This is a genomic window from Marinobacter salexigens, from assembly GCF_002806945.1.
GTDB lineage: Bacteria > Pseudomonadota > Gammaproteobacteria > Pseudomonadales > Oleiphilaceae > Marinobacter > Marinobacter salexigens.
The window spans coordinates 29,844-54,810 of record NZ_NIHC01000006.1 but is presented as its reverse complement, the minus strand read 5'-3'; the positions used below and the strand labels follow the sequence as shown (position 1 = coordinate 54,810).

The following is a 24,967-nucleotide window of genomic DNA, read 5'->3' as shown; positions in this document are numbered from 1 at the left end:
GTCTTAGTCAGAACTGAAACAACAATGCCTGGCGTAGTCCGGGCATTTTTTGACAGCCAAGAGCACCCACCTATGAGCAAGCCGTCACCGGACACCATCAAGCGAGTAAAGGAATTGCGTTCTGCCCTTGATGAACACAATTACCAGTATTACGTGCTGGATGATCCGGGTGTCCCGGATGCAGAGTACGATCGTTTGTTCCGGGAGCTACAAAAGCTTGAGGCAGAGCACCCTGAGCTGGAATCGGATGATTCGCCCACACGGCGCGTAGGCGCCAGTGCTGAAACCAGCTTTGAAGAAGTGGTACACCGCTTACCCATGCTGTCTCTTGATAATGCCTTCAACGAAGACGAACTCCGTGACTTTGACCGCCGGGTGAGAGAAAGGCTCGGTACAGATAAAGACGTTGAGTATGTTTGCGAGCCCAAGCTCGACGGGCTGGCTGTCAGTCTGCATTACGAGCAAGGCTCACTAACGCGGGCAGCAACCCGTGGCGATGGTTATGCCGGGGAAGATATCACCGCAAACATTCGCACAATCCGCTCGGTACCGCTTCGGCTGAGAGGCAGTGATGTTCCTGATCTGGTCGAAGTTCGAGGCGAGGTTTACATGCCTCGGGCGGGCTTTGAAGCCTTGAACAAACGGTTGGCAGATCAGGGCGAGAAAACTTTCGTAAACCCCCGAAATGCTGCCGCCGGAAGCTTGCGCCAGAAAAAGTCCACAGTCACTGCACGCCGTCCCCTGGAAATGTGTGCCTACAGCGTTGCGGTTACAGATGAAAGCCTGTTGCCAGACACCCAATGGGAAAGTTTGCAGCAAGTGCAGCGTTGGGGGTTCCGGATTAACCCGGAGATGCGCAAAGCCGTTGGTGCGGCTGAATGCCTGGCGGCATATGAAGAGTTGATGCAGAAGCGCGAGGCACTTCCTTACGAGATTGATGGCATTGTATTCAAAGTAGACCGACTGGATTACCAGAATGTACTGGGGTTTGTTTCCCGGGCGCCGCGCTGGGCAATCGCTCAAAAATTTCCTGCTCAGGAAGAGCTCACGGTTATTGAAGATGTAGAGTTTCAGGTAGGGCGAACCGGCGCTGTTACGCCAGTTGCGCGCCTTAAGCCTGTTTTTGTAGGTGGCGTGACGGTTAGCAACGCCACTCTCCACAACATGGATGAGATACGCCGGCTCGATATTCATATTGGCGACACAGTGTTTATTCGGCGTGCCGGCGACGTTATTCCAAAAGTTGTGAAGGTGGTTTTGGAGCAACGCCCAGCCAACGCGCAATGGATAGAGCTGCCTAAAAAATGCCCGGCTTGCGATTCGGATGTTATCCAGATTGAAGGCGAGGTCATTGCTCGCTGTTCAGGCGGTCTGTTTTGCCCCGCCCAAAGAAAAGAAGCCATTCGGCATTATGCATCGAGAAAGGCCCTGGATATTGAAGGGCTCGGTGATAAGTGGATCGATATTCTCGTTGACGAGGGCATGGTGAAAACCGTAGCAGACCTCTATCACCTCAACGTGCAAGACTTAACCCGGCTGGAGCGCATGGGGGAAAAGTCTGCCACTAACCTGGTGGAGGCGATTGATCGATCCCGGAAGCCTGTGCTTTGGCGCTTTTTATACGCACTTGGTATTCGGGAGGTGGGTGAAACTACGGCTAAATCCCTGGCATCCCATTTCGGCACTCTTGAGGCGGTAGCAAGCGCTGACGAAGAGGCCCTCATTGCGGTACCGGATGTCGGGCCGATAGTCGCCGGCCATATCCGCAGTTTTTTTGAACAGCCCCACAACCGGGAAACACTTGATGCACTGCGTGAAGCAGGTGTGAAGTGGCAAGATGAGGAAGTTACAGCCGGCGCCAGACCCTTACAGGGCCAAACCTGGGTGCTAACCGGTACCTTGTCTGAGCTGACCCGTTCAGAGGCGCGTGAAAAACTGGAATCACTCGGCGCCAAAGTGGCCGGCAGTGTCTCGAAAAAAACATCCTGTGTGGTAGCTGGTGAGGCGGCTGGCTCCAAATTAACTAAAGCTGAGCAGCTTGGCGTTCAAATAATGAACGAACAGGCACTGCTGGAAATGTTGAATGAGAGTGATCTGTTATAAGCACCGGCGTCACAGTTTTCAGGGAACAACCCCAATGGTATCGGTTGGCCGGTGAATCTGAGAACTCGCGCAGATACCCCGTTTACGAAACTGGCTAACATGGCGTTACTCTGTAACTGTGTGTAAGTCGCTGGGTCGCACCAGTCATTACGCACCGCTATAACAACAACGTTCTGAAACGGATTTTTCCATGCGCGCCGAGTTGTTCCCCAGAACTGCCGTCATCAAGCAGTTTGCCACTGTTCTCCTTCTTGCCTTTATCGTTTCAGGCTGTAAAACCGAGAAAGATCCGGATCAGCCAACCATTCTGGGTATTCCACCGGCGGTCGCCTACCTGGGCGTGGAGTATTCCTACAACTTTGGCGCTTATGGCGGCGAGGGTATACTCGACTACTCCCTGACTAATGCTCCCTCCTGGCTCGCTCTTGAAGAAACCAGTAACAAAGCCCGACAAGGCATTATCATGCGCGGTGTACCGGGCCTTAGTGGTGGCGAGCGTGGTGAGGCCGATCTCGGCAAGCAGAAAAACATAAATCTGGTGAGCACAGATGGCCGGATGGCCGGGTTTGTTCCGTTTGATATTGCCGTCAAACACAACGCTCTTTCGCTGGAGGCGGCTACTTTTACGGAAGGTGAGCCACTAGCTACACCCGACAGTAACCGGAAACACTGTGAATTGCCTGATCTGGAACCCGAGGGTGAGCACAGTTTTACCATCAACACCTATGATGCCGATGGAAGTGTTAACGGTACCGACGACCTTACCTTGCCCACACGACAGGTTTTCGTAAAAGTCCTGCTGGACCAGCCTTCGGTAACACGAGTGGCCGTTGCTTTTGAGCTGGAATCGGGTTTTAACCCACTCAATTGTGATCAAGGTTATACAGCTGAACACCAACGCTGTGACCACAGCCGCACCAACATCGGCGATGCAGTTATCGGACAGGATATTGTCGCCTTTGGAGCAGGAAGTGATTCGCTGCTTGAAACGCCTCCTTACCTGACTTACGAACCTGATACCGAAGGTGTTTATACGGGAGGGGTTGTCACATTCGAGCCAGGAATAACCGAGTGCTATATTCGCCTCGAAGTGGTGGATGACAGCTTCCCGGAATCCACTGAGATTGCCCAACTACGCCTTACGGAGGTGCGTGCTGGCCTTGCGGCGCTTGGTGCAACCAATGCAGGGATTAGAGCCAATTTAGCTATTGAAGACAACGAGCCGAAAGTAACCCTTGAAACCGATAAAGGCGGTACTCGGGACACCCTGAATGTTGGCGATACCAGAACTTATATCGCGCGCCTGACAGGGGAGCGTGACGGAGAGATACGGGCCAAGCTGGGGCATGCAGACGGTTCCACTGCTCGCCTCGAAACCGAGTTCACTACAAACCTGACGAACGATGAGTTGGTGTTTGCTCCAGGCATAAATAAGGTTAACTTTGCTGTGACTGTTGATGAAGGCCCTTATACCAACGACGATCCTGATGATCGTTTTATATTGCTGGGTTTGGACAGGCTTTATCAACAGGGCCGGGAGAACTACGCTCGCGCAGAGAGCGAAGAAATGCTGCGGATCAGCATCAATGAGCTCGCTTCGCCGCTGACCATTGGTGCTGATACCGGATTTGTCGCAACAGATGTTGCTGTTGGCCATACAGGCAAACTGTTTGTGGCAGGTTATGACAATACCGACAACAACCGAGTGGTTGTGCATATATACGATCAGAAAGGGGTGCTAGTACAGCCCCCGTTGCCTGTGTCTGCGGCCGGAGATCCGCTGTCCGCGCCAGAGCCGGTAATCGGAGTGGCTGAGCGCAAGGTGTTACAAGGCAGCAGCAGAACGGTGCGTCATGAGTTTGTGGTTGCGTATAGTGCCGACGAAGTGGCAAATGATCCGGCCGCATCTGGCGGAATGGACATTGTCACCTCATTGTACTGGTACGACGAAACAAGCAATGGCGGCGAGTATGTGGAGACCTGGACAACCCGCACTGGCACAAGTGCTGATGATACCGTTCGCTGGGCAGGGATAAATTCCGGAAACGGTTTTGTCGTAATTGCAGGCGAAACCAAAGGTGTATGGCCGGGACAAACGTCCGCTGGCGGAGTCGATAGCTTTCTGCAACGCATAGACTCCTTGCCTGATGGTAGCGATTTTTCTCCGTCACTGGCTTGGACACGGCAAGCAGGGTCCTCTTCGGATGACCATGTGGCTGGCGCTAGTGCAGCAGGTCTGACTCCCTTGCTATTCGGGTCTGCTGAGGGCGCTGTAAACGGTGAGCCGGTGATAGGCGGGGAAGATATCTATTTTTACACCGCGGCATCGGCAGACGGCGATCTCAGCGTGCATCAGCGTGGTACGGATGCGGATGAGAGGGTTGCCAACGGAATTCTTGCAGGGAGTATCTTGTGGTTACTTGGTAATGGTAAGAATGAATACACCGTTAATAAAGACGAACAGGAAAACCTGAGCTTAACGAGTCAGACGAGCAGCAGCGTAAGTGGTTTTTTGCTGGGCTATACCACCGGCGGGGACATTGTTCAGTCATTTAACCTTAATGATGAAGGCGACGCTTCTAAAGAGCAATTCACGGCGATAGCCGGATTTGATCGTGACCTGGTTGTGGCTGGCTCTACGGATGGGGATTTCACCGGTGACGCGGGAAACAGCGGCTCCCGCTCTGGTATCGTCGCTCGCGTGTCATTGGTGCCAGATGCTGGTCCAGAGGCGGAAACCACGGTGTTTCAGAATGACTGGCGTTTTCAGATGAATGCTGCGGATTCAGAAGTTACGGGTTTGGCCAATTACCGGGATGATGAAATTGTAGCCCTGGTTCGTGAAGGCATAGAGTGGAAGGTGTTGCTGTTCAGCCCTGAGGGTGAGTTGCTAACGCCCCCCTGATAGATCCGCAACAAGACAAGAACCCTTGCTGTCGCTTAAACACTGCCTTGCTGGCTCCCCAGGCTCGCGTACAGCCGAAGATAATCGGTGCTGGTAACAATACCAGTGGCTTCGCCTTGTGCATCAATCACAAGTGCCGCATTTAGCTGATGTGCCAGCATGAGTCTTGCGAGCTGATGTGCATCGGTTTCGGGAGAGGCCGTCAGGAATGCAGGTAATTCTATTTGGGTCAGGCTCTGGCTTATAGCGTCGGCCTGGTGCTCATGGAGCCAGGCTAAAAGCCACTGCTGGGATACAAGCCCGGCAACGTTGGTATCGGCAGTAACGACCAAATGATTGGCGCTTTGCTCAGCCATCATTTCCAGTGCCTCTGCTACGGTAGATGAGGCAGGTAAAGAGTGCAGGGCAGGGGAACAGATAGAAGACACAGGTAGATAAGACCGCTGATCTTTACGCTCGCCCGCGCCGGCAGCTCCGTATTCTTCCAGAGCGCGATGCCGACCGGACCTTGCAGCGAGCTGAAATTCCGCATCCGTTGCTTCACTGCGCTCTGTATTGATGGGCTGACTTTCTGTCAGTTCGCTGACATCACCCACACGCCGCCCCCGAAACACTTCCGGTAGCCTTGTCCCAACCGGGCGGCCTGGCTCGCTGACAAAAATCGACACCTGTCTTATCCTCTGAAAAACCCACCTGTCCCTACTTGTATCGGCGGCTTAACGCTGAGCATTAGGAAAAACTGATTACAAAGACACCTATTTCGGTTGATGCATGCGCCCGGATGCAAGCCTTTTGGCCAGAAGCGCCGGTAAAGCAGCTGGTTGCCCTGTTATCTGGTCTGCAACAAACTCTGCGAGCAGGGGGGCATATGTAAGGCCTTTGCTGCCAAGACCTGTCAAAAGGTAGAGCCCGGTCACTTCTCGCCCCTCACTATTATAAAACTGTCCGGCGACAGGCTGGTAATCATGCGTGGTGCAGCGGAACCCAACGCGGCCTTCGAGTTGTTCGGGCAAAGTTCCGGTTGCCAGGTCCGCCGAGAGCATTTGCGGCACCATGGCTGAAAGCGCCTGAATATTCTCCCTGTGACTCTCCACTGTAGTCGAGGGGTCTGTATTGTGAAGGTCAAACGTCGCGCCAATGACCGCCATTTTCTGGTCTTGGTCGCCGTGGGCTGGATTGAGATACCGAGCACCGCAGACAACGGCCTTCGGGCTGTTAGCAATCGCGTCAGGCAGGTAAGTGACCTGTCCACGAATTGCTTTGAAGCGAAACCCACCGGTACCTGGAATGATCTGTGGGCTTAAATGGCCAGCGCAGATCACAACGCGGTCTGCATACAGGTTTGGCGTGAGTGAATCGGGTCCCAAAAGGTGCCAGCCATCTGCTGAGGCTGTCATCTGCGTTATGGAACAACCCAGTAGTTTATTGATACGCGGGTGCATGGCCAGAGCTTTGCAAAGTTTTCCGGGCTCAAGCCAACCGCTGGCGGGAAACCATAAACCGCCAGATTCCAGCTTCCCACCTGTAAGGGCTTCGGCTTCTTGTCGGTTTACCGGGCGCAAAATATCTGCCGGGTATTGGTTGCGCTCAATAAACCGTCGTTGGCGATCTTCTTCGCCAGGGTTCCAAGCTAGCTGCAGCAGGCCGGTTGGGTGCCAAAGGTTGGCTGCTTGAGTGTTGTAGAGCCTCTGGCTGAAAGTGAGTGCAGAGAGGGCAAGTTCGGTTTGGTGATTAAACTCGACACCAAGTTTAACGTACATGGCGCCCTGAAGGTTACCGGATGCGGCTGATCCGCACTCGTCTGCTGAATCTATGAGCGTAACGCTATAGCCTCTTTGGGCGAGGTTATGTGCCAGCAAACAACCCGCGATACCTGCGCCAATAACAGCGACTGATGTGGCCGGGCTTTCAGGTGTTCCGGGTGTGTTTAAAGGTGGAATTTCCGGCTCGTAGACCCCACTTAGCATAGATCGTTTACGGCCAAAACCACGAGACTTCTGCATATTGAAGCCTGCACTAATCAGTGCCCGGCGGATTTGCCCGGCAGCAGTGAAGGTCGCAATCGTAGTGCCTTCGCTGCTGTGCTGAGTGAGCCTGTGAAGAATGGTTTCCTGCCACATTTCCGGGTTCCGTGCTGGCGCAAAACCGTCCAGATACCAGGCGTCGGCCTGGAAACTCAATGCATCCAAAGCGTCTTTAATGTCACCGAAAAACAGGGTCAGGCGCACGCGCCCACCATCCAGTACCAGCCGGTGGGTGCCGCTAATCAGGGGCGGGTAGTTGGCGATCAGTTCTTTTGATAGCTCCCTGAGTTCTGGCCACAATGACAGGGATTTTTCGAGATCCTGGCGAGTCAAAGGAAATCGTTCAGCAGCAATATAATGGAGGGTAGCTGCATGCGAAGGACTGTGTGTTTGCCAGGCCTGCCATGTCGATAGAAAGTTCAGGCCTGTGCCAAAACCGCTCTCTGCTATCACGAAATTCCCGGCTTCCGGGATCTCAGCAAAGCGCATGGGCAGATTATTGTGCCCAATAAACACGTAGCGGGATTCCTCCAGCCCATTTTCGCGGCTGAAATAGATATCACCGAAACGCCTGGATTCTGGCACCCCATCGCGCCAAATCAGTTCCGCCGGCTCTATGGCTGGCGGTACAGTGGTTGCTGTCATCGTGTTGCCCTGCCGTGCTACTCCACCAGGCTAACGCTTTCGATGATTACTGGTGTTACGGGGACATCGGCCATTCCACGGATTCGGGTGGTTTTTACGCCAGCAATCTTGTCGACGACACCCATGCCTGACGTAACTTTCCCGAAAACTGCGTAGCCGGCACCACGAACCCCAGCGTTCAGGAAGTCGTTGTTGGCAACGTTAATAAAAAACTGGGACGTTGCAGAATCCGGCGCGTTAGTTCTTGCCATAGCAACCGTGCCGCGCAGGTTGGGTAAGGTTGGTGAGGCTTCGTTTCGGATGGCAGGACGGGTTTGCTTACGCGCCATATCCTCTGAAAAGCCGCCCCCCTGAATCATGAAGCCGGGAATGACCCGGTGGTAGATAGTGCCGTCAAAAAATCCGTCGCGGGCATATTGCAGAAAGTTCTCTACTGTTTTTGGAGCCACATCCGGGCGAAGTTGCAGCTCAATTGCTCCTTCACTCGTTAGTATGCGTACTTTTGGTAGTTCAGAGTTTGCATCGTTTGAATTGGTTTCGGCATGAGCCTGAAGGGTCATAAGCGACAAGCCAAGAAATATAAGTACGGCATGGATCACATTGCTCAGGGGTTTTACCAAATTTGTCATTGCCAGGCTCTCAGATTGTTTAGCAGCAGGTGAGTTTCCTGTAATAATCAGGGACGCTCAATTGTGCTCCGATCTTATCAGATTTGATTGATTATTCGAGACACGCGTCCGCGCAGTTTCCGCAGCTATCAGCTAATATTTTATGGATCTTTGAGCAGTAACTAACTCACCGGGTCGGGATGTACGGTAATCACTGTAGGAAATGGGAGAGGCTTAGTGAGATTCCATAAAGGATTTGAGGAAAAGTCACGACTAGGGCGACTGCTGATCAATCGTGGTTACCTGTCAGAGAACCAGGTTGCCGAAGGCCTCAGATTGCAGCGCGAGAGTGGGGTCCGCCTGGGCGAAGTGTTCATTGCCGCCGGTTGGATAACCGAGAAAGAACTTGGGCGGGTGCTGAAGCATCAATCCCGTTATCGCAACGCAGCAGCTATGGTCACCATGGCAACGCTTCCTTTCCAGCCATTGGTTACATTTGCGGCGAGTAATAATGCGAGTGCAGCTCAGGCTGCAGAAGCGGGTCAGCTTTTCAATGTGGCTGGAATGGCGCCGTTGACAGAAGACGAGTTGTCCGCGGTCTCTGGACAGCGCAATAGTTCTTTGTTTGATCATGTTGCCAGTGTCGGTAGCATGGCAGGTAGCGCGGATGCTGAAGGGAGTAACAGCCAAGTAGAGCCTGATGTCATAGAGGGCATGAAGCTCACCGCAAACGTGTTTGTCCCTGTGCTTAATGTTCTGGATTCAGATTTCTCTATCTCTGGAGTCCATTATCGGGAAGGAGAGCCACGCTACACGGTGGCTGAGAATGGCAGGGTCACCATGGCCTTTCCTGAGCGCATTGAAGAAATTCGCATGGATAATATCCGGGTCAGGGGTGGGGGCAGTCCATCCATGGGGAATGTCAGTATCCAGGACATTCGTTTCAGCCCCGATTCCAAAATGACCATCTATACCCGTTAATCAGGCGCTGGCAAGCACCGTTCTGCTTGACACGGTTGTTTGCTGGCCTTTGGCGCCATAGAGTTTTTGTTGGCCAGAAGCTCCCCGGAAGATGTCGGTAAGCCGGTTCAGGCGTTTTTGCAGATGGCTGACAATACGCCCGTTGTTTTCATTTAGAGTGTGACACTCGCGGAGCTTTGTGTCGGCTTCAAGCCAGAGGGTGTAAAGGTCATCAAGGCCGGCGCTGCGAATGAAGCGTGTGGGGTCGCCGTTGTCCGGTCGAAAACCCATTGCCACTAGCGTGTGAATCTTCTGCTTTGCGCGCTCCCGAATCTCTCCCAAAATGGCGTTCTTTTGTCGAGTCAGTGATTCGAGCTCTTTGGCATTGGATTCAGACAGGCAGGAATTCTCTTTCTTCAGGATATCCGCCAAGGTTTCGAGCTGGCGGATATCCAGAGAAATAAGATGTTTCAGATCGTCAGTTGCAGCCATGATTTACTCATCCAAAAATGCTTTTATCCATATCAAGCATTTTTTGGGCCAGCTTTTCTGCATCGACTTTATAGGTGCCATTTTCTAGCGCAGAACGAATCTGTTCGATTCGCTCATCGTCCATCTCAGGGTAGTCCCCAAGTTTTTGTTCGAGCTGCTTGAGGTTCCTGGCCTGACTGCTCAGGTTTACGTTTTCACCGCGGGCACTCTGAGCTTTCGCGCTAGCCTGTTCAGGAGTGGCTTGCTTGGCGCTCTGGGTGTTTGCGGACTTATCGGCCGTGGTTCTCTGGGTGTTGACCTGGCCTTGGCCAATTCCATTTAAGTCAACTGACATATCGATACCTGCTTTACGGTTAAGCCGCACCTTCGCGGGCTGACTTGGGTTTATAACTATTTAACGGCATAGCACCGCCATACTTTAGGGTCAGGCGTGCATTTTTTGTTAACAAATTGTCACATTTTTTAATACGACTTGCGGTCACCTGCGGCTTGGGCAATCCGGCGGCATGTTATTGCCACCGGAATGAATCTGCCGTCATCGTAGTTACATTGGTATTTCAACGTGCCCCGGAGCGATGACGTTCGCCCTCAAAGTACGGGAAGAGCCCAGGTTTTCTACCAGAACCTGCTCTCCTATTGACGCGTTAGCCAAGGCCTTGCCGCGGGAGCGAACAGAAAAGGACCCGCGGCGGGCAGTGATAATAACATGATCCCCCCGGCTAACAGCGTTTGGTGCCTCCAGCAGATCAGGCGTGATCACGGAGCCTGCATTTACGGGACGGCGCACGATCATGCCTTTTATCAGTTGTGCATCAGAAATGATTCCCCGACGACTTGCGTTTACAATCACTGGCCGGGTTTTGAGCATACTGCCTGTAATCCGCTCACCGCGGCCAAGAGGGCGTGCCGCAACCAGTGCAGGGCCGCGGATGGAGACAGTGGTGGTTACAAACATTCGCCATGGGCGTTCACCGCTGCAGGCTACCTGAAGTGAGGGGTGCTCGGTTTTCCATGGGTCGCCAGTAAATTCTACTGAAAGAGCGGCAGTACAGGGGGCAAGGGCCAGCCTGCTATCAATGTGGCCGGTTTCGTATGCAACTTCGTAGGCCCTTTTGCCTTGCTCTTTTGCGAAGGCTTTGAGGAATGAAGTGGCTGCAACGCGTATCTCATCCGCAGTCGTTTCTGCCTGAACCGGACTGATCAAGCTCGCCATCAACAAGAACCATACAAAAAGCTGGGTGCGCATATCGGCTGGTTTGTCCTATGCTGTCTGTATTCCGGCAAATTTCACTGAAAATGCCTAAGGATTGTGGTGCTCTGGCCGTTAAGCAGGCCGATCCGCTTGTAGGCGACGTTTTTACGTCGCACTGACCACTCAATGTAATAGAACAGCAAAATGTATGCCGGCGCATCTGACCGGCCAGGAGAGACTGCGATGGCAGGGGTATTGGACAGTGTAAACCAGCGCACCCAGCTGGTAGGGCAGAATCGTCTTGAACTTCTTCTTTTCCGCCTGCGAGGGCGGCAGATATACGGCATTAATGTGTTCAAGGTGAAGGAAGTACTTCAGTGCCCCAAACTGTACTCCATGCCTAACAGCCGGTCTGTTGTTCGCGGCGTGGCACACACCCGGGGGGAGACCATTCCGGTTATTGACTTGAGCATGGCTATTGGTTTGCCGGGTATTCCGCAGGAAGAGTTGCCCGACAGCTTTGTGATCATTACAGAGTACAACCGGAAAACCCAAGGCTTTCTGGTAACCGGTGTCGACCGGATCCTGAATATGAATTGGGAAGACATTCTTCCACCCCCGAAAGTGGCAGGTAAGGATATCTACCTTACGGCTGTTACCAAAATTGATGATAAGTTGGCGGAAATCATTGATGTAGAGAAGATTCTTTCAGAAGTTTCTCCGCTTCAGGATGATGTGGCTGAAGATATTCGCAGCAAGAGTGCTGAAAGGGCGCCGGGGCAGTTGCCGGTTCTTGTAGTGGATGATTCTACGGTTGCTCGTAGACAGCTTGAGCGCTGCCTGACGGCGATTGGGATGGACGTGGTCATGCGAAATGACGGGAAGCAGGCCCACGAATTTCTTATGGAAATTACCGCTGACGGCTCAAAAGCTACGGATCATTTTTCAATGATTATCTCGGATGTGGAAATGCCTGAGATGGATGGGTACACATTGGTTACCAAAATAAAAAGTGACCCCGCACTCAGTGATCTCTTTGTAATGCTCCACACATCCCTGAGCGGTGTGTTTAACAAGGCGATGGTAAAAAAGGTTGGCGCGGACGACTTTATGGCAAAGTTCAGTCCGGATGAGTTGGCTGAACGGATCATGGAAATTATTGACCAGAACTGACACTGTGTTCGACTGGCACTTCATACAGAACTGAGAACCAATGAAAGCAGACATTACCCCACAGGAATATGAAGCCTTCAAATCGTTCCTGCAGGACGCGTGTGGTATTTTGCTGGGCGAAAACAAGCAATACCTTGTGAAGAGCCGGCTACGGCGGATTCTCGAAGAGAACGATCTGAGCACTCTGGGGGAGCTTCTTGGGCTTCTTAATAAGTCGGGCAGGGGGAGGCTCAGAGAGGTGGTGATCGATGCTATGACCACCAACGAAACCCTTTGGTTTCGTGATAATCACCCGTTCCGTATCCTGCAGGAAAAGCTGCTTCCTGAATTTGCGGCCCGTTCGCCCGCAACCCCTCTGCGTGTCTGGTCTGCCGCATGCTCTACCGGCCAGGAACCATACTCCGTTGGTATGATCGTTGATGAGTTTCGCCGCCAGAAACCCGGAAAACTGCTTAATGTCAAAGTAACCGCAACGGATATATCCAAAAGTGTGCTGGAGGTGGCCCGCCGCGGTGAGTATGAGATGATCGCTATCGGTAGAGGGTTGTCACCGGAACGCCAGAGACACTATTTTACTCCGTCTGCCAATGGCGGTTGGCAGATCAAACCCGAAATCAAAAGTATGGTTGAGTTCAAAGAGCTCAACCTTCTTGAACGTTACATATTGGGCAAGTTCGATATCGTGATGTGCCGCAATGTGTTGATCTACTTCTCCGCGCACCTTAAAAAAGACATCCTTACCCGTATTCACGCCACCTTGAACCCTGGCGGCTATCTGATTTTGGGTGCATCAGAATCGCTCAATGGCCTGTCGGATCTTTACGAAATGGTTCAGTGCCACCCCGGAATCATTTACAGGAAAAAATAAAATGCCTTTCAACGTATGGGTGCTGGTCGCAGCCCAGGCGCTGGCCATGTGTACAGCGCCATTCATCGTATTTATTGGAAGCATTCAGGGGCGCCTGCTGGCTGAAACACCGGAGTATGCAACTCTGCCCGTTGGGCTTGTGGTGGTGGGAACTGTGCTTGCCATTAAGCCCGCGACCTGGCTGATGGAGCGCGTAGGGCGCAAACGGGTAATGTTGCTTGGTACAGCAATGGGGATGCTGGCGGGTATTCTTGGGGCACTGGCTTCCTGGCTCGCCCTTTTCCCATTACTGTGCCTGGCCGCCGTGGTTGGTGGAACCGGGCTGGCCGTGGTGCACCAGTACCGCTTTGCCGCCATGGAATCGGTGCCCGACAATATGGCGGGTTCTGCGGCTGCAAGGGTGTTGCTTGGCGGGCTGATTGCGGCCTGGCTGGGGCCCGAAGTTGCCTCAATTGGCAACGGGGAGGGGGCGGAACACCCGTTTCTTTTAAGCTGGGTTGCCCTGGCAGGTGTTCAGTTTGCGGCGCTGGTAATACTGGGGCTCGGTTATCGGGCCAAGAATGAGCTGGTGAGGGCAACCCACACCAGTGGTGGCCGGCCGATGAAGGACATACTCGCCAACCCGCTGATATGGGTGGCCATCAGCGGCGCCGCCATAGGCTACGCGGTAATGAGTTTTATTATGACCGCTACGCCACTGAGTATGACGGAAATGGCCGGCCACGACCTGGATGATGCGAAACGGGTCATTCAGCTTCATATTATGGCCATGTACCTGCCATCGCTCATCAGTGGCTGGCTTACACGGGTGGTTGGCATACCTTTGATGATGGGCGCCGGATTGCTGGCGTATCTTGGGTGTATTGTTTTGGCTGCAACTGGTATCAGTTTTCACCACTATCTGTCGGCACTGTTGTTGCTCGGCATTGGGTGGAACTTCCTGTTCGTGGGCGGTACCACCTTGTTGCCGCGCGGATACACCGAGGCCGAACGTTTCCGGGTTCAGGGCCTTAACGATGTGTTCGTGTTCGGTTCGCAGGCCACAGCCGCTTTGTCAGCCGGTGTGATTCTATCCTGGCTTGGCTGGTCTGCGCTGGTCATGGTTGCAGTGCCTTTTCTTGTTGTCCACGGGCTACTGATGTTGTTTTGGCTAACTCGCGGGAATGCCCGGTCGAATGAAGCGAATTGATGCTTGAGCCTGCTGCTGGCCTATTCGTTAAAAGGGCAGGTGGCCTGTTTTTACCCAAATAATGGTCTCTTTCTCCACATACGGACGGTGTTGGCTCATGTGGGGGCTTCGTACCCAGGTGCCCTCAGGATAACGGCCGTATTCATCGCAAAACTCGCCTGTGAGAACAAAGATTTCCTCGCCACCAAAGTGCCTGTGCGGCTGAAACGTCTCGTTCGCTGGCCACTTAACCAGGGCTACATGTTCGTGCTCGAATTCATGCAAGGGCATTACCTCAAGGCCGCCAATACCTGGTAACCATTCGGTATTATTGGTATCAACCCGTACGGTGTTGAGGTCGCGCTCATCAAACTGGTGCAGCTTTACCAACAAGGTGCAGCCCGGCTTGCTGAATGGTGCGTGGCCGCTGCCCGGTGGGTTCCGCAGATAGGTGCCAGCGGGGTAATCCCCATCCTCATCTGAAAATACTCCTTCCAGAACGAGTATTTCCTCGCCAAGGGGGTGCTCATGTCGGCTGAAAGAGGCGCCGGGCTCGTAACGAACAACGCTGGTTGCGTGTCCCCGCTCAGCTTCTTCTCTGGCAAGCGGTTTCCTGAAGACTCCGTTAGCCGGGCTTGGTAGCCACTCTTCTTCTCTGGTGTGGACGACCACTCTGCGGCCAAAATCCATGTTTAACATTAAGTGCCTCTTGACTAGATAGTACGGCAGTTCATACGGTGCAGAGCTCAAGCTGGATGAGCGCCTGCACTTACTTGATCAGCATTTGAATGTCACGGAATGCAGGATGCTTGCAGTGCCGCATCCATTCAAAAGCCACCATTTCCACGGTGACAATGCGGGCACCGCTATCACTGAGCCGGTCCAGGGCTACATCCCGGTCGAATTCGTTCCTGGAGCCCGTTGCATCGGCAACCACCCATACCTTGTACCCCGCATCAATCAGGCTCAGGGCTGTCTGCATCATGCACACATGGGTTTCGCAGCCGGCTACAATAACGTGCTGTCGGCCTTCAGGCAGGTTTTCTACCAGCCCATCCGGGCAGGCGTCAAAGTGATATTTGGCAAGGGTGCTGTGGCAAAGCTCTTTTACAGCCTCCACGTTCGGCCCTAGCTTTTCTGGTAACTGCTCTGTGGCCAGTACCGGTACATCTATAAGCCCGGCGATTGTCGCAAGGGTTATGCAACGACTGACCACTTCCTGGCCGTGAGCAATCGCAGGCATCAGTTTTTCCTGAACATCTATCAGCAGTAGCGTCGATTGTTCCGATTTCATGAGCATAGATAGTCTCCAGGCGTTGGTTAACGCATTGAATAAATAGGGAGCGCCATGGTACCCGCAACATGAATGGCGAGCACCTTACTGACTATATATTGGCGGAAATAAAACAATTTGCCGGGAATTATCACAAGGGAGTTGCCAAGCGCGACTAAAACCATTAAAGTTTGCGCCCTCAAATGAGCGACGATATAGCTGATTTGAAACAGTTTATTGGAGAGGTGGCCGAGTGGCTGAAGGCGCTCGCCTGGAAAGCGTGTATACGTTAATAGCGTATCGAGGGTTCGAATCCCTCCCTCTCCGCCAATACGAAAACCCCGATAAGTGATTGTCGGGGTTTTTTATTGCTCCAAAAACATGATCCAATCAGTCTTTTCTCCACACCGTTAAACGGTTGTTCGCCGGCATCGCAAAATCGTTCTCAAGTGCCATTCCATTATTGCTAGCCAGCTGTTTCAGGTCGGCCATGTCCCTTATCCCCATTTCCGGGTCCCGCTGCTGCAGATGAGCATTAAACTGCTGATTGCTGGCGCTGGTGAATTGCCCCCCGTAGTTGAAAGGCCCGTACAGGCAGAAGGCTTCGCCCGCCTCAAGAATAGCACCCACACCCCGGAACATGGCTCTAACCTCCGGCCACGACATGATGTGGGCAGTGTTTGCCGAGAAAACACCGTTGATTGGCGGGAGTTGCCAATCAGATACACTGACATCCAAAGGTAAGGGGTTGCTGATGTTTGGCAGCCCTGCCTCTTTTAACCAAGGCATGCAAAGCTGGAAGTTGCTTGGGTGATCGCTAGGTTGCCACTGCAGGTGTGGCAGATTACGGGCGAAATGAACCGCATGTTGCCCGGTGCCTGTGCCAATTTCCAGCAGGGTTCCCGGGGCAGTGAATACCGTGGCAATCTTTTCGAGAATAACCTGTTTATTATTTTCACAGGCTTGAGAGTAAGGTTTTCCTTCAGACATTGGTGGCCCTGATTTGTCGCTGAGTGCTGGAGATGCCAAGCTTCATATGAATCTAACGTTTGAGACCGGCAGTGTCCAAGGAGAATAATGGCGGGCGTATTCACCAAACATAATGAAACCGGGTACGCGAATGCGTTGATATGTGAGGCGGAAGGCCTTGAAAGCCTGAGGGCAGCGCTTCGCGATGCCGGAGTATCCCGTATTCAGGTTCCAGAGGTCCACAGCGTCAGCGAAACGGAAATGGTGATTAAAGCGATAGAGTCCCGGCCTGCGACATCCACCATGCTCGAGATGTTGGGAGAGGGGCTTGCTCAGATGCACATGAGCCCGAGGTCGCACTACGGTTGGGCGCGGGACAACTTTATAGGGTTTTCACCTCAACCGAATCGCTGGTCCGATAGTTGGGGCGAATTTTTTGTTGAAAATCGTCTTGGTTATCAAGTCTCGAGGATCGCAGAGCCTTCCGTGAAAGCGCTGTTCCGGGAAGCTTTGAGCAAACATGGAGGTGCACTAGCTGCCTGGTTGAATGAGCATTGCACCCATCCCAGCCTCCTGCATGGGGATCTCTGGAGTGGCAATGCATTGTTCGACGCACAGACCCCCTGGTTAATCGACCCAGCGGTGTATTGTGGCGATAGGGAGGCGGATATAGCCATGACCGAAATGTTCGGCGGTTTTGGTCTGCCGTTCTACGAAGCGTATGACCGGGTATATCCACGCTCCCTGGTATACGATCAAAAGCGTGACATCTACAATCTCTACCATTACCTGAACCACTACAACCTGTTCGGTCACGGTTATCTGGAAGGGTGCAAACGTGGGCTTTCGATGCTTGAGCGAGTTGTCGAATAAAACCGGTAAGCTACTGAAAATAAACCTTATATTAGGCAGATACCTTTCGGAAAGAACACTCCCAAGGTTATGGTGATGCTTGCCATCAGCGTGGTGATTGCGATGATGTTGGCAGCGTGGCTTTGAAAACCAGTGCGGATGCGGTGAGCACGAAGGTGTCATCAATCCAACCGACTCTTCGCAGCTCCAGGCCAAGGTGGCCCGCAAGTTAGGGGGGTGGGGTTGTATGATAGATCTGACGTAACGGTAATGAAATCACTTGCCGAAGCCTGTAAGGGGTGGGCTATAGTATGTTCAAACCTAAAACATCAAAAAGGCCCAGCATGAACGTCGTTAACCCTGCGCCGGAACAGTTGAAGAAGGTTCTGGCTGACACTCCCAGAGACCAGCCCGTTGTAATGCTGAACCTGTTGCAGTTCCGCGATAAGGCAAGCTATGTGGAAGAGTCCGGAGAGCGAAGCGGTCGCGAAGCGTATCAGCTTTATATGCGAGAGACAGCTGCCTGTGTAAGCGCTGTGGGCGCTGAAGTTATCTGGTCTGGTCGCAGTGTTGGTTCTCTCATTGCTCCACCCGATGAGTCCTGGGACCACGTGTTGCTTGTGCGCTATCCGTCAATTGATGCCTTCATGGCAATGATTGAAAGCCCTGAGTACAAAGGAGTCGTCAAACATCGCACGGCCGCTTTAAGCGATTCCAGGCTTGTTGCTAATCTGGAAGCTTAAGGCTAAACATATTCAGCCTACAAGCCCGGACTCCAGGACGCCAGTCTGGCGTATCAGCATATATGCCGCTGTGCCTGCAGCGATAGAAAGCAGGGCGTTGCGGCGCCACAGGTGAATTATCACCACAAGTAACCCCGCCAGAATCGCATCAAACCCGGGCAAGGCGGCACTCCAGTCAGCGGAGCGCTGTAAAAAGACTGTGGCCAACAAGGCCATAACAGCCGCGGGCAAGTAACGGCCCAGGTGTTTGATGAGCGGGTGTTCAGTATGGCGTTCAAAAAACAAAAACGGAATGATGCGTGTTGCAAAGGTAGCGACTGCTGCAACGGCAATGAACGCTGTGAGATAGGCCGTATCAGACATGACTGCGACTCTCTTTAGCGGGGTTTGCCCGCAGACTGCGATACTGCAGTAGAAGTACCGCAGTCACTATGGCAATAGCACCGATCAGCTGGTGGGCCGGAGGTAGTGCAATCATGGCAAGGCCCGCAGCAGCCGCGCCTGTCCATACCGGGAAAGCGTCTCCCAATGCCTTGAGCTGCTCGATGGTTAGCACAATAAACAGCGCCACAAGCGCAAACTCAATTCCGGTGCTATCAAATGCCACGTTGCGGCCCAGCAAAGCGCCCAGAGTGCAGCCAATCACCCAGTACACCTGATTGAAAGCGGTTATCCGGAAATCAACATCCAGCTCATGCAGTCTGTCTTGTGAGCGCGCCCGGCTAGTGAGCAGGGAGTAGGTCTCGTCAGTCAGGCCGAAAATTAGATAGAGCTTGCGCCAGCCCGCTCCCCGGAATTGCCCAAGCAGCGAGAGACCGTAAAAAAGGTGGCGTGCGTTAAGCACGAACATCGCGATAAACACTTCCAGCATGCCCGCGCTAGCAGCCAGAAGACTGACGGCCAGAATTTGGCCAGCCCCGGCGTAAATCACGACGCCCATGAGCGGAGCTGCCCACCACGCGTAGTCCAGCTGGGTTGAGAACAGCACTCCAAAAGCCATCCCCAATGGGAGATAGCCAAAGAGAATTGGCAGCGTAAGGCGAAAAACCAGGGGGTTCATTAGCATCCAAACTTTCTGAAAACCAAGAATAATAGAGAAACAACCGGGATTTTGAAAGCGGCCCGGGGTTCTACTTCATAAGCATAAACCCTAAGATACGTGTCTTCACAGGAGAGACTATGAGTGACGAAAGAGGGCACTTGCCACAACCTGATCCTCGCGAGGAAAGGTTCATTGTTGATAAGAGCTTGCTAACGGAAGATCAATTGATTGGCTTGGCTGAAGAGTATTGCACGCGTTACCACGGACTGAATGATACGGAATACCCCATGGCCGAGCGCAGCCGCGTGTTAGCCGCAATTAACACCGGTGACCTGGTGGTTTGGTTTGATCCCCTGGAGAATACTGCTGGGCTTGGTGCGCCTGAGTAATCGGTTAACCTCCCGGGGTATTTCGGTTTGCACCTACCCGGGAGCGTTTGTAAACGGTACAATCGCGCTGGTTTCCGAAAGCAGTATGCGAGGTGAATTTTGATCAGGGTTTTGGTTGTAGATGACCATGAGCTGGTTCGTTCCGGGATAACCCGGATGCTTGCGGACAATCCCGATATTGATGTGATCGGCCAGTCACCGTCTGGCGAGGATGCTATCGAATTTGTGCGCAAAGAGCGCCCGGATATTGTACTGATGGATATCCGTATGCCCGGCATTGGTGGTCTGGAAGCAACCCGGCGCATCTTGCGAATCGACGATACAATCCGGGTCATTGTTGTAACCGCGTGTGCTGATGATCCTTACCCCGCGCGCGTAATGCAAAGCGGTGCTTCCGCCTACATCACCAAGGGTGCGGATATTCGGGAAATGGTGCGCGCCATTCGCATGGCCCACTCCGGGCAGCGCTATATCAGCCCGGAAATAGCCCAAAAGATGGCCCTCAAGCAATTGGGTGGCGACAAGGAAGAAGAGGGCGAATTATCGCTGTTTGATCGCCTGTCAGAGCGCGAGATGCAGATAGCCATGATGGTAGTGGACTGCCAGAAAGTTCAGGACATTTCAGACAAACTCTGCCTTAGCCCGAAAACCGTTAACAGCTACCGTTACCGGATTTTTGAAAAGCTGGAGATCTCCAGTGATGTTGAGTTGGCCCTGATGGCAGTACGGCTCGGGTTACTCGATGCCCACAAGGTCTGATCCCACAAGAGAAAACAGTGAGGGGTTTGATAGTAAACACTTCCTGAAACAGCTAACCGAGCGCCCTGGCGTCTACCGAATGTATGACGACGGAGGCTCGGTGCTGTATGTGGGAAAAGCCGGGAATCTGAAAAAACGGGTCAGCAGCTATTTCCGGACGACAGGCCTGGCACCCAAAACGGAAGCCCTGGTTGCAAAGATTGCCTCCATCGAAGTAACCATTACCAGCAGTGAGACGGAAGCCCTGCTTTTAGAGCAGAACCTGATCAAGTCTCTGCGCCCGCCGTACAACATTTTGCTTCGGGATGATAAATCCTACCCCTATATTTATGTTTCTTCCCACAGTGATTACCCCTCGCTGACCTTTCGGCGTGGGCGCACGAAAAAGGGTGGCGGCACCTGGTATGGGCCGTTTCCGAGCTCCGGCGCTGTCAAGGAAAGTCTTAACGTTTTGCAGAAGGTTTTCCGTATAAGATCCTGTAGTGAAAGCTATTTCAGAAATCGGTCGCGGCCTTGTTTACAGTACCAGATCAACCGTTGTACCGCGCCTTGCGTGGGTTATATTTCACCCGAGGATTACCTGCAGGATATCCGGCACGCCACCATGTTTCTGGAAGGGAAAAAACCTGCGATTCTCCGTGATCTCATGGATGCCATGGAAAAGGCCGCCCAAAGTCTCGAGTTCGAAAAAGCCGCTGCTTACCGCGACCAGATCAACCATCTGCGCCATGTTCAGGAGCAGCAGTCTATGGAGAGCGGCGGCGGGGACGCAGATGTGGTTGCCATAGCGCAAGACGCCGGGGTGGTGTGCATTGTGGTCATTATTGTGCGCGGTGGCCGGGTTCTGGGTACCAAGGATTATTTCCCCCGCTATTCACTTGAGCAATCAGAGGGCGAGTTGCTAAGCGCGTTTCTCGGGCAGTACTATTTTGGTGGCAACGCACGGCGCGAGATTCCAAAAGATGTTCTGGTTCCTGTTGAGGTTGACGGTCAGGATTTGCTTGCTCAAGCACTTTCCGATGCCGCCAATCGGGAAACCCGCATCCGCGGTAATGTTCGCGGAGAGCGCCGGCGTTGGCTGGAATTAGCCATGACCAATGCGCGGCAAACCCTGCTTACCCATATCGCAAGTAAGGAAACCGTATATCGCCGTTTGCTGGCGCTGCGTGACATGTTGGAGCTTGCAGAAACGCCCTCGAGAATGGAGTGTTTCGATATCAGCCACAGTCACGGTGAAAATACCGTCGCATCCTGTGTTGTTTTCGATGAGAATGGCCCCCTTAAAAGCGATTACCGGCTGTATAATATTGACGGTGTGAAAGCCGGGGACGATTATGCTGCCATGCGACAGGTGCTGACCCGCCGATACCGCCGCATGGTTGCGGGTGAAGGCAAGCGACCGGATCTTATATTCATTGATGGTGGCAAAGGCCAGTTGGGTATTGCACGGGAAGTGTTTGATGAGCTCGGGATTTCGGATATTCCCCTTATTGGTGTGGCCAAGGGCGTAACCCGGCGCGCAGGTATGGAGCAGTTGATCGACGCCATGACCGGCGACGTTTACCGGGTTCCAGCTGATTCCCCGGCGCTGCATCTGATTCAGCACATCAGGGATGAGTCCCACCGTTTCGCTATCACCGGGCACCGTGCCGGGCGCGACAAGAAACGCCGCCAGTCCACATTGGAAGGCATTGAAGGAGTTGGCCCCAAAAGGCGCCGGGAACTGATCCGGTATTTTGGTGGTATACAGGAACTACGCAAAGCCAGTGTTGATGAGATGGCCAAGGTTCAGGGCATCAGCAAGGCGCTGGCTGAAAACATATACGCAGCATTGCATGACGAGTAATAATCGTATGAATTTACCGAACCTGCTCACACTCTCCCGCATCATCATGATCCCGGTCTTTGTGGCGGTGTTTTATCTCCCCATGCATTGGAGCTATATGGCCAGTGCAGCGATTTTCGGGTTGGCGGCGGCAACGGACTGGCTGGATGGCTACCTTGCCCGCAAGCTTGATCAAAGCACACCCTTCGGTGCCTTTCTCGACCCGGTTGCAGATAAGTTGATGGTAGCCGTCGCACTGGCAATGCTGATTCAGGAATATTCTGCAATTTTGCTGACCATTCCAGCAACGGTGATAATCTGCCGTGAAATTGTGATTTCCGCACTGCGGGAATGGATGGCTGAAATCGGTAGCCGCGCAAGCGTAGCTGTGTCTTATATCGGCAAGATTAAAACCACAGCACAGATGGCTTCGATTGTGGGGTTGTTGGCCTTCCCCCCCGGACAGCTTCTGTCGGATATCGCGGTAGGGCTGCTGTATATCGCTGCAATATTAACGCTTTGGTCTATGGGGCTGTACATCAAAGCTGCCTGGCCAGACCTGTTTCCCGAAAAAAATTAACCCGGGGGCGCCGCGTTACAATTCTTTGCCCAGGCGATAATTTCGTCTGCAAGTTGGTCCCCGGCGGTGCCGAAGGCTAGAACTACCTCGTCAATATTGGTGTTTCCGGCAGGCTTGGAGACGGTGAAGCTGTTAGAGCAGAGGGTTTTCTGTGAGCGGCTGTCGACCAGTTGCCCGAATACCTCGATAGTCACCCGAGTGCTGTCGCTATGGGTGACAGCGTGAAAAGCTATAATCTCTGTGGCGAGGTTGAGGTCAGTATTGCCTGGTCCAGAATCTATGGCCACATGCTGAAAACTTGCGCTAGCCCTGAACGCACCCGCAAGCATATCCTGCAAAAGAACCGGCACTGAATCCCGCCACCGAACGCCACCGTATACCCTGAACTCCCATGGTTGAGGTTTTGCCAGAATTCGCGAGCTGTTGTAAGGATTTGAAGCCCTGGGTGTATCAATCCGAAGGCTTTCCGGCCGGCTTGTCGTGTTTGTTTTGAGTGCCTGAGGCACAGGGAGATCCATAACTCTGGGTGCTTCTGGCACAGGAAATACCGTACACGCAGTCAGTATTCCTGAAATGCTCAGAGCGATGCCCGCTGCCCTTAAGGCTGTTGCAGTCGATCTGTTCACTGGGACACCTCCTTGATTGCGGGGCCGCCCAAGAGAGTGCCTCTGGGGTCTTCTTCGAGACGACGGGTAAATTGGTTCAGATTTCTCAAGGTGCTGCGAAGTTCTCTTAATGCGGGTGCCAGCTCGCCCATACCCCGAAGCCCTGTATCCAGCGCGCCTTCGTTATGCCGGGTTAAATCATCTATTCGAACAACAGTTTCCTGAACTCTGGTCATGGCTAAGTTCATGCTGTTTAGTACCGATTTCGCCTCATTGTGCAGCAGGGCGTTTGCATTATCCGACACACTGGAGACTTTTGACGCGGCTTCGGCAGCACGTTGACTGGCATCGTCCATGCGTGTCAGCAAAGCCACTACTTGCTCTCGGCTGTCTAGCAGGGATTCACTTGCTTGGCGTGTATTGCTCAGGATAGCGGTCAGGTTTTCAGTATTTTCCTTGGAGAGAAGCGTGTTAGCGCTGGTGAGCAGTTGTTCTGCTTTGGTCAAAAGGGCTTCGCCATTGGTCAGGAGGCTTTTAAAGGCTGAAGGTTCGGCGGTAATCAATGCGGGGGCAGATCGGGTGCCATTCAGTACAGGACTGTCCTTACTTCCGCCGCTGAACTGAACACTCATACTGCCTGCAATGTTGGCCAACACCAGGCCGGCACGAGTGTTTTTGCGCACGGGGACGCTCTGTTCAACACGAACCAGAACCCGCACGTGACCAGGCTTGTCCGGGTCGAGATTCAAATCCAGTACATCGCCCACAACCACGCCACTATAAAGAACAGGATTGCCCTTGGAAAGGCCGCCTACAGTCTGGTCAAAAATGATTTCGTAATAGGACCATTCGCGGTCTGCAGAGGACTTGGCCAGCCACAAGGCGAACAGCAAGGCAGCCAACACCGCGATCAACGTAAACAGGCCGATGACCAGGTGGTGTGCTTTTGGTTCCATAATCACTTACTCCCGTAGCCGGCTCGTTTTTGAGCCCGGAATGCGTAGCTGGCGGCCCGTCCGCGGGGGCCCTGAAAATAGTCCTGGATCCAGTCATCGTCTGTTGTTGCGACTGTTTCGATCCTGTCTGCCACAAGAACCTTTTGTTGGGACAGAACGGCGACCCTGTCGCAGGACGTGTAGAGCGTATCCAAATCGTGGGTGACCAGAAACACAGTCAGCCCCAATGCGTCCCGAAGAGTCACAATCAATTTGTCAAAAGCGGCTGCGCCAATTGGGTCCAGGCCTGCGGTAGGTTCATCCAGAAACAGAACTTCCGGATCCATGGCCAGAGCCCGTGCCAGCGCCGCACGCTTGACCATACCACCGGAAAGTTCCGACGGGTACTTGAGCGCAGAGTCTGGTGGCAGCCCCGTGAGGCTAAGCTTCATACAGGCGATGTCTTCGGCATCTGAACGGGAAAGGCCGCAGTGCTCTATCAAAGGCAAAGAAATATTCTGCAGCAGATTCAACGATGTGAACAGCGCGCCCCGCTGAAACAGAACCCCAAAGCGCTGCTCGGTTTCGGAACGCTCCGCTGCGCTGAGTTCATCGAGGTCTTTCCCAAATACCCGTATCTGGCCTGCTGAAGGCTTGAGCAAGCCCACGATGCTTCTCAGAAGCACAGATTTACCGGTTCCGGAACCACCAACAACGCCCAGAATCTCTCCCCTGAAAAGGTCGAGATCAAGATGTTTATGAACAATATGGCTGCCAAACCGGTTATCAAGCCCGCGCACTGCGATGACAGGCGAGGACTGGGGGTTGGTTTTATGAGGTTGTGGCTTCGTCATGGT

At 53.2% G+C, this 24,967-nt stretch carries 26 protein-coding genes, 1 tRNA gene and 1 pseudogene; 13 read left to right on the top strand and 15 right to left on the bottom strand.

Annotated elements, in window-relative coordinates; all coding sequences use genetic code 11:
* Positions 1 to 72: 72 nt before the first annotated feature.
* Together ligA and CDH47_RS12515 are read left to right on the top strand one after the other, a co-directional pair.
* The gene (ligA, locus tag CDH47_RS12520; RefSeq protein WP_100640242.1) at positions 73 to 2,103 is read left to right on the top strand and encodes an NAD-dependent DNA ligase LigA; all 2,031 of its coding nucleotides are present in this window, start codon (positions 73 to 75) and stop codon (positions 2,101 to 2,103) included.
* Between the two features lie 190 nt (positions 2,104 to 2,293).
* Positions 2,294 to 5,008 (top strand): hypothetical protein, encoded by a 2,715-nt coding sequence (locus tag CDH47_RS12515; RefSeq protein ID WP_100640241.1) that lies wholly within the window; start codon positions 2,294 to 2,296, stop codon positions 5,006 to 5,008.
* Positions 5,009 to 5,043: 35 nt separating this feature from the next.
* Here the strand turns inward: CDH47_RS12515 and CDH47_RS12510 are convergent, their stop codons facing one another.
* From CDH47_RS12510 to CDH47_RS12500, 3 genes are all read right to left on the bottom strand, one after another.
* A complete protein-coding gene (locus CDH47_RS12510; protein WP_100640240.1) occupies positions 5,044 to 5,676 on the bottom strand; it encodes a CBS domain-containing protein in 633 nt (210 codons plus the stop codon).
* Positions 5,677 to 5,763: 87 nt separating this feature from the next.
* Positions 5,764 to 7,677 (bottom strand): bifunctional tRNA (5-methylaminomethyl-2-thiouridine)(34)-methyltransferase MnmC2/FAD-dependent 5-carboxymethylaminomethyl-2-thiouridine(34) oxidoreductase MnmC1, encoded by a 1,914-nt coding sequence (mnmC, locus tag CDH47_RS12505; protein WP_100640239.1) that lies wholly within the window; start codon positions 7,675 to 7,677, stop codon positions 5,764 to 5,766.
* A gap of 17 nt (positions 7,678 to 7,694) precedes the next feature.
* A complete protein-coding gene (locus CDH47_RS12500) occupies positions 7,695 to 8,237 on the bottom strand; it encodes a peptidylprolyl isomerase (RefSeq protein ID WP_239985786.1) in 543 nt (180 codons plus the stop codon).
* 285 nt (positions 8,238 to 8,522) lie between these two features.
* Here CDH47_RS12500 and CDH47_RS12495 point away from each other — a divergent pair, with 285 nt between their 5' ends.
* Positions 8,523 to 9,266, top strand: coding sequence for a cyclic di-GMP-binding domain-containing protein, MshE-related (locus tag CDH47_RS12495; RefSeq protein ID WP_100640237.1), 744 nt, complete (start codon positions 8,523 to 8,525; stop codon positions 9,264 to 9,266).
* On the opposite strand, the gene CDH47_RS12490 is transcribed toward CDH47_RS12495, so the two are convergent.
* The 3 genes from CDH47_RS12490 to flgA all read right to left on the bottom strand — a co-directional run bounded on the left by CDH47_RS12490 (position 9,267) and on the right by flgA (position 10,983).
* Positions 9,267 to 9,737, bottom strand: a complete 471-nt coding sequence (locus tag CDH47_RS12490; protein WP_100640236.1) for a flagella synthesis protein FlgN — start codon at positions 9,735 to 9,737, stop codon at positions 9,267 to 9,269.
* Between the two features lie 7 nt (positions 9,738 to 9,744).
* Positions 9,745 to 10,071 (bottom strand): flagellar biosynthesis anti-sigma factor FlgM, encoded by a 327-nt coding sequence (gene flgM, locus CDH47_RS12485; RefSeq protein ID WP_100640235.1) that lies wholly within the window; start codon positions 10,069 to 10,071, stop codon positions 9,745 to 9,747.
* A gap of 210 nt (positions 10,072 to 10,281) precedes the next feature.
* Positions 10,282 to 10,983 (bottom strand): flagellar basal body P-ring formation chaperone FlgA, encoded by a 702-nt coding sequence (flgA, locus tag CDH47_RS12480; RefSeq protein ID WP_239985769.1) that lies wholly within the window; start codon positions 10,981 to 10,983, stop codon positions 10,282 to 10,284.
* A gap of 189 nt (positions 10,984 to 11,172) precedes the next feature.
* On the opposite strand from flgA, the gene CDH47_RS12475 reads away from it, so the two are divergent.
* The 3 genes from CDH47_RS12475 to CDH47_RS12465 are packed head-to-tail and all read left to right on the top strand — an operon-like array spanning position 11,173 to position 14,159.
* Complete coding sequence (locus tag CDH47_RS12475) at positions 11,173 to 12,102, top strand: chemotaxis protein CheV (protein WP_100640234.1); 930 nt, start codon at positions 11,173 to 11,175, stop codon at positions 12,100 to 12,102.
* Positions 12,103 to 12,142: 40 nt separating this feature from the next.
* A complete protein-coding gene (locus CDH47_RS12470; RefSeq protein WP_100640233.1) occupies positions 12,143 to 12,970 on the top strand; it encodes a CheR family methyltransferase in 828 nt (275 codons plus the stop codon).
* A gap of 1 nt (position 12,971) precedes the next feature.
* Entirely contained in the window at positions 12,972 to 14,159 is a 1,188-nt protein-coding gene (locus CDH47_RS12465) for an MFS transporter (protein WP_100640232.1), read from the top strand.
* Positions 14,160 to 14,186: 27 nt separating this feature from the next.
* On the opposite strand, the gene CDH47_RS12460 is transcribed toward CDH47_RS12465, so the two are convergent.
* A complete protein-coding gene (locus CDH47_RS12460) occupies positions 14,187 to 14,837 on the bottom strand; it encodes a cupin domain-containing protein (RefSeq protein ID WP_100640231.1) in 651 nt (216 codons plus the stop codon).
* Positions 14,838 to 14,907: 70 nt separating this feature from the next.
* Positions 14,908 to 15,438 (bottom strand): isochorismatase family protein, encoded by a 531-nt coding sequence (locus CDH47_RS12455; RefSeq protein WP_100640230.1) that lies wholly within the window; start codon positions 15,436 to 15,438, stop codon positions 14,908 to 14,910.
* A 212-nt stretch (positions 15,439 to 15,650) separates the two neighbouring features.
* Here CDH47_RS12455 and CDH47_RS12450 point away from each other — a divergent pair.
* A tRNA-Ser gene (locus CDH47_RS12450) sits at positions 15,651 to 15,741 on the top strand.
* A 60-nt stretch (positions 15,742 to 15,801) separates the two neighbouring features.
* Here CDH47_RS12450 and CDH47_RS12445 read toward each other — a convergent pair.
* A complete protein-coding gene (locus CDH47_RS12445; protein WP_100640229.1) occupies positions 15,802 to 16,401 on the bottom strand; it encodes a DUF938 domain-containing protein in 600 nt (199 codons plus the stop codon).
* Positions 16,402 to 16,488: 87 nt separating this feature from the next.
* Between CDH47_RS12445 and CDH47_RS12440 the strand changes: the two genes are divergently transcribed.
* On the top strand, positions 16,489 to 17,253 hold the full coding sequence (locus CDH47_RS12440) for a fructosamine kinase family protein (RefSeq protein ID WP_100640228.1): 765 nt from the start codon (positions 16,489 to 16,491) through the stop codon (positions 17,251 to 17,253).
* Positions 17,254 to 17,359: 106 nt separating this feature from the next.
* Here CDH47_RS12440 and CDH47_RS17710 read toward each other — a convergent pair.
* Positions 17,360 to 17,449, bottom strand: a pseudogene (locus tag CDH47_RS17710) (AEC family transporter); the annotation flags it as partial.
* A gap of 127 nt (positions 17,450 to 17,576) precedes the next feature.
* On the opposite strand from CDH47_RS17710, the gene CDH47_RS12430 reads away from it, so the two are divergent.
* A complete protein-coding gene (locus tag CDH47_RS12430; protein ID WP_100640475.1) occupies positions 17,577 to 17,975 on the top strand; it encodes a DUF1330 domain-containing protein in 399 nt (132 codons plus the stop codon).
* A gap of 12 nt (positions 17,976 to 17,987) precedes the next feature.
* On the opposite strand, the gene CDH47_RS12425 is transcribed toward CDH47_RS12430, so the two are convergent.
* Both CDH47_RS12425 and CDH47_RS12420 read right to left on the bottom strand, forming a co-directional pair.
* Entirely contained in the window at positions 17,988 to 18,338 is a 351-nt protein-coding gene (locus CDH47_RS12425; RefSeq protein WP_100640227.1) for a branched-chain amino acid transporter permease, read from the bottom strand.
* Positions 18,331 to 19,035: an AzlC family ABC transporter permease gene (locus CDH47_RS12420; RefSeq protein ID WP_100640226.1), complete on the bottom strand. Its 705-nt coding sequence runs from the start codon at positions 19,033 to 19,035 to the stop codon at positions 18,331 to 18,333. Before CDH47_RS12420 ends, CDH47_RS12425 begins: the two co-directional genes overlap by 8 nt.
* A 119-nt stretch (positions 19,036 to 19,154) precedes the next feature.
* Between CDH47_RS12420 and CDH47_RS12415 the strand changes: the two genes are divergently transcribed.
* From CDH47_RS12415 to pgsA, 4 genes are all read left to right on the top strand, one after another.
* Positions 19,155 to 19,406: a hypothetical protein gene (locus CDH47_RS12415; RefSeq protein ID WP_100640225.1), complete on the top strand. Its 252-nt coding sequence runs from the start codon at positions 19,155 to 19,157 to the stop codon at positions 19,404 to 19,406.
* A 99-nt stretch (positions 19,407 to 19,505) separates the two neighbouring features.
* Positions 19,506 to 20,165, top strand: a complete 660-nt coding sequence (gene uvrY, locus CDH47_RS12410) for a UvrY/SirA/GacA family response regulator transcription factor (RefSeq protein ID WP_100640224.1) — start codon at positions 19,506 to 19,508, stop codon at positions 20,163 to 20,165.
* A complete protein-coding gene (uvrC, locus tag CDH47_RS12405) occupies positions 20,149 to 22,011 on the top strand; it encodes an excinuclease ABC subunit UvrC (RefSeq protein WP_100640223.1) in 1,863 nt (620 codons plus the stop codon). Before uvrY ends, uvrC begins: the two co-directional genes overlap by 17 nt.
* Before the next feature lie 7 nt (positions 22,012 to 22,018).
* Positions 22,019 to 22,570 (top strand): CDP-diacylglycerol--glycerol-3-phosphate 3-phosphatidyltransferase, encoded by a 552-nt coding sequence (pgsA, locus tag CDH47_RS12400; RefSeq protein ID WP_100640474.1) that lies wholly within the window; start codon positions 22,019 to 22,021, stop codon positions 22,568 to 22,570.
* Here the strand turns inward: pgsA and CDH47_RS12395 are convergent.
* Genes CDH47_RS12395 through CDH47_RS12385 form a run of 3 tightly spaced genes read right to left on the bottom strand, consistent with a single transcriptional unit; the run spans position 22,567 to position 24,964 of the window.
* Entirely contained in the window at positions 22,567 to 23,196 is a 630-nt protein-coding gene (locus CDH47_RS12395; protein ID WP_100640222.1) for an ABC-type transport auxiliary lipoprotein family protein, read from the bottom strand. The two genes, pgsA and CDH47_RS12395, sit on opposite strands and share 4 nt — an antisense overlap.
* Positions 23,193 to 24,131, bottom strand: coding sequence for an MlaD family protein (locus CDH47_RS12390; protein WP_100640221.1), 939 nt, complete (start codon positions 24,129 to 24,131; stop codon positions 23,193 to 23,195). The genes CDH47_RS12395 and CDH47_RS12390 overlap by 4 nt, the downstream gene beginning before the upstream one ends.
* 2 nt (positions 24,132 to 24,133) lie before the next feature.
* On the bottom strand, positions 24,134 to 24,964 hold the full coding sequence (locus CDH47_RS12385; RefSeq protein ID WP_100640220.1) for an ABC transporter ATP-binding protein: 831 nt from the start codon (positions 24,962 to 24,964) through the stop codon (positions 24,134 to 24,136).
* Between the last annotated feature and the right edge of the window lie 3 nt (positions 24,965 to 24,967).

What these genes read in the sequence shown, in the direction of transcription:
- ligA (WP_100640242.1), top strand. Translation starts at nt 73, where the DNA reads ATGAGCAAGCCGTCACCGGACACCATCAAGCGAGTAAAGGAATTGCGT.
- CDH47_RS12515 (WP_100640241.1), top strand. Translation starts at nt 2,294, where the DNA reads ATGCGCGCCGAGTTGTTCCCCAGAACTGCCGTCATCAAGCAGTTTGCC.
- mnmC (WP_100640239.1), bottom strand. Translation starts at nt 7,677, where the DNA reads ATGACAGCAACCACTGTACCGCCAGCCATAGAGCCGGCGGAACTGATT.
- CDH47_RS12500 (WP_239985786.1), bottom strand. Translation starts at nt 8,237, where the DNA reads ATGACCCTTCAGGCTCATGCCGAAACCAATTCAAACGATGCAAACTCT.
- CDH47_RS12490 (WP_100640236.1), bottom strand. Translation starts at nt 9,737, where the DNA reads ATGGCTGCAACTGACGATCTGAAACATCTTATTTCTCTGGATATCCGC.
- flgM (WP_100640235.1), bottom strand. Translation starts at nt 10,071, where the DNA reads ATGTCAGTTGACTTAAATGGAATTGGCCAAGGCCAGGTCAACACCCAG.
- flgA (WP_239985769.1), bottom strand. Translation starts at nt 10,983, where the DNA reads ATGCGCACCCAGCTTTTTGTATGGTTCTTGTTGATGGCGAGCTTGATC.
- CDH47_RS12475 (WP_100640234.1), top strand. Translation starts at nt 11,173, where the DNA reads ATGGCAGGGGTATTGGACAGTGTAAACCAGCGCACCCAGCTGGTAGGG.
- CDH47_RS12470 (WP_100640233.1), top strand. Translation starts at nt 12,143, where the DNA reads ATGAAAGCAGACATTACCCCACAGGAATATGAAGCCTTCAAATCGTTC.
- CDH47_RS12465 (WP_100640232.1), top strand. Translation starts at nt 12,972, where the DNA reads ATGCCTTTCAACGTATGGGTGCTGGTCGCAGCCCAGGCGCTGGCCATG.
- CDH47_RS12460 (WP_100640231.1), bottom strand. Translation starts at nt 14,837, where the DNA reads ATGTTAAACATGGATTTTGGCCGCAGAGTGGTCGTCCACACCAGAGAA.
- CDH47_RS12455 (WP_100640230.1), bottom strand. Translation starts at nt 15,438, where the DNA reads ATGCTCATGAAATCGGAACAATCGACGCTACTGCTGATAGATGTTCAG.
- CDH47_RS12445 (WP_100640229.1), bottom strand. Translation starts at nt 16,401, where the DNA reads ATGTCTGAAGGAAAACCTTACTCTCAAGCCTGTGAAAATAATAAACAG.
- CDH47_RS12440 (WP_100640228.1), top strand. Translation starts at nt 16,489, where the DNA reads ATGGCGGGCGTATTCACCAAACATAATGAAACCGGGTACGCGAATGCG.
- CDH47_RS12430 (WP_100640475.1), top strand. Translation starts at nt 17,577, where the DNA reads ATGAACGTCGTTAACCCTGCGCCGGAACAGTTGAAGAAGGTTCTGGCT.
- CDH47_RS12425 (WP_100640227.1), bottom strand. Translation starts at nt 18,338, where the DNA reads ATGTCTGATACGGCCTATCTCACAGCGTTCATTGCCGTTGCAGCAGTC.
- CDH47_RS12420 (WP_100640226.1), bottom strand. Translation starts at nt 19,035, where the DNA reads ATGAACCCCCTGGTTTTTCGCCTTACGCTGCCAATTCTCTTTGGCTAT.
- CDH47_RS12415 (WP_100640225.1), top strand. Translation starts at nt 19,155, where the DNA reads ATGAGTGACGAAAGAGGGCACTTGCCACAACCTGATCCTCGCGAGGAA.
- uvrC (WP_100640223.1), top strand. Translation starts at nt 20,149, where the DNA reads ATGCCCACAAGGTCTGATCCCACAAGAGAAAACAGTGAGGGGTTTGAT.
- pgsA (WP_100640474.1), top strand. Translation starts at nt 22,019, where the DNA reads ATGAATTTACCGAACCTGCTCACACTCTCCCGCATCATCATGATCCCG.
- CDH47_RS12390 (WP_100640221.1), bottom strand. Translation starts at nt 24,131, where the DNA reads ATGGAACCAAAAGCACACCACCTGGTCATCGGCCTGTTTACGTTGATC.
- CDH47_RS12385 (WP_100640220.1), bottom strand. Translation starts at nt 24,964, where the DNA reads ATGACGAAGCCACAACCTCATAAAACCAACCCCCAGTCCTCGCCTGTC.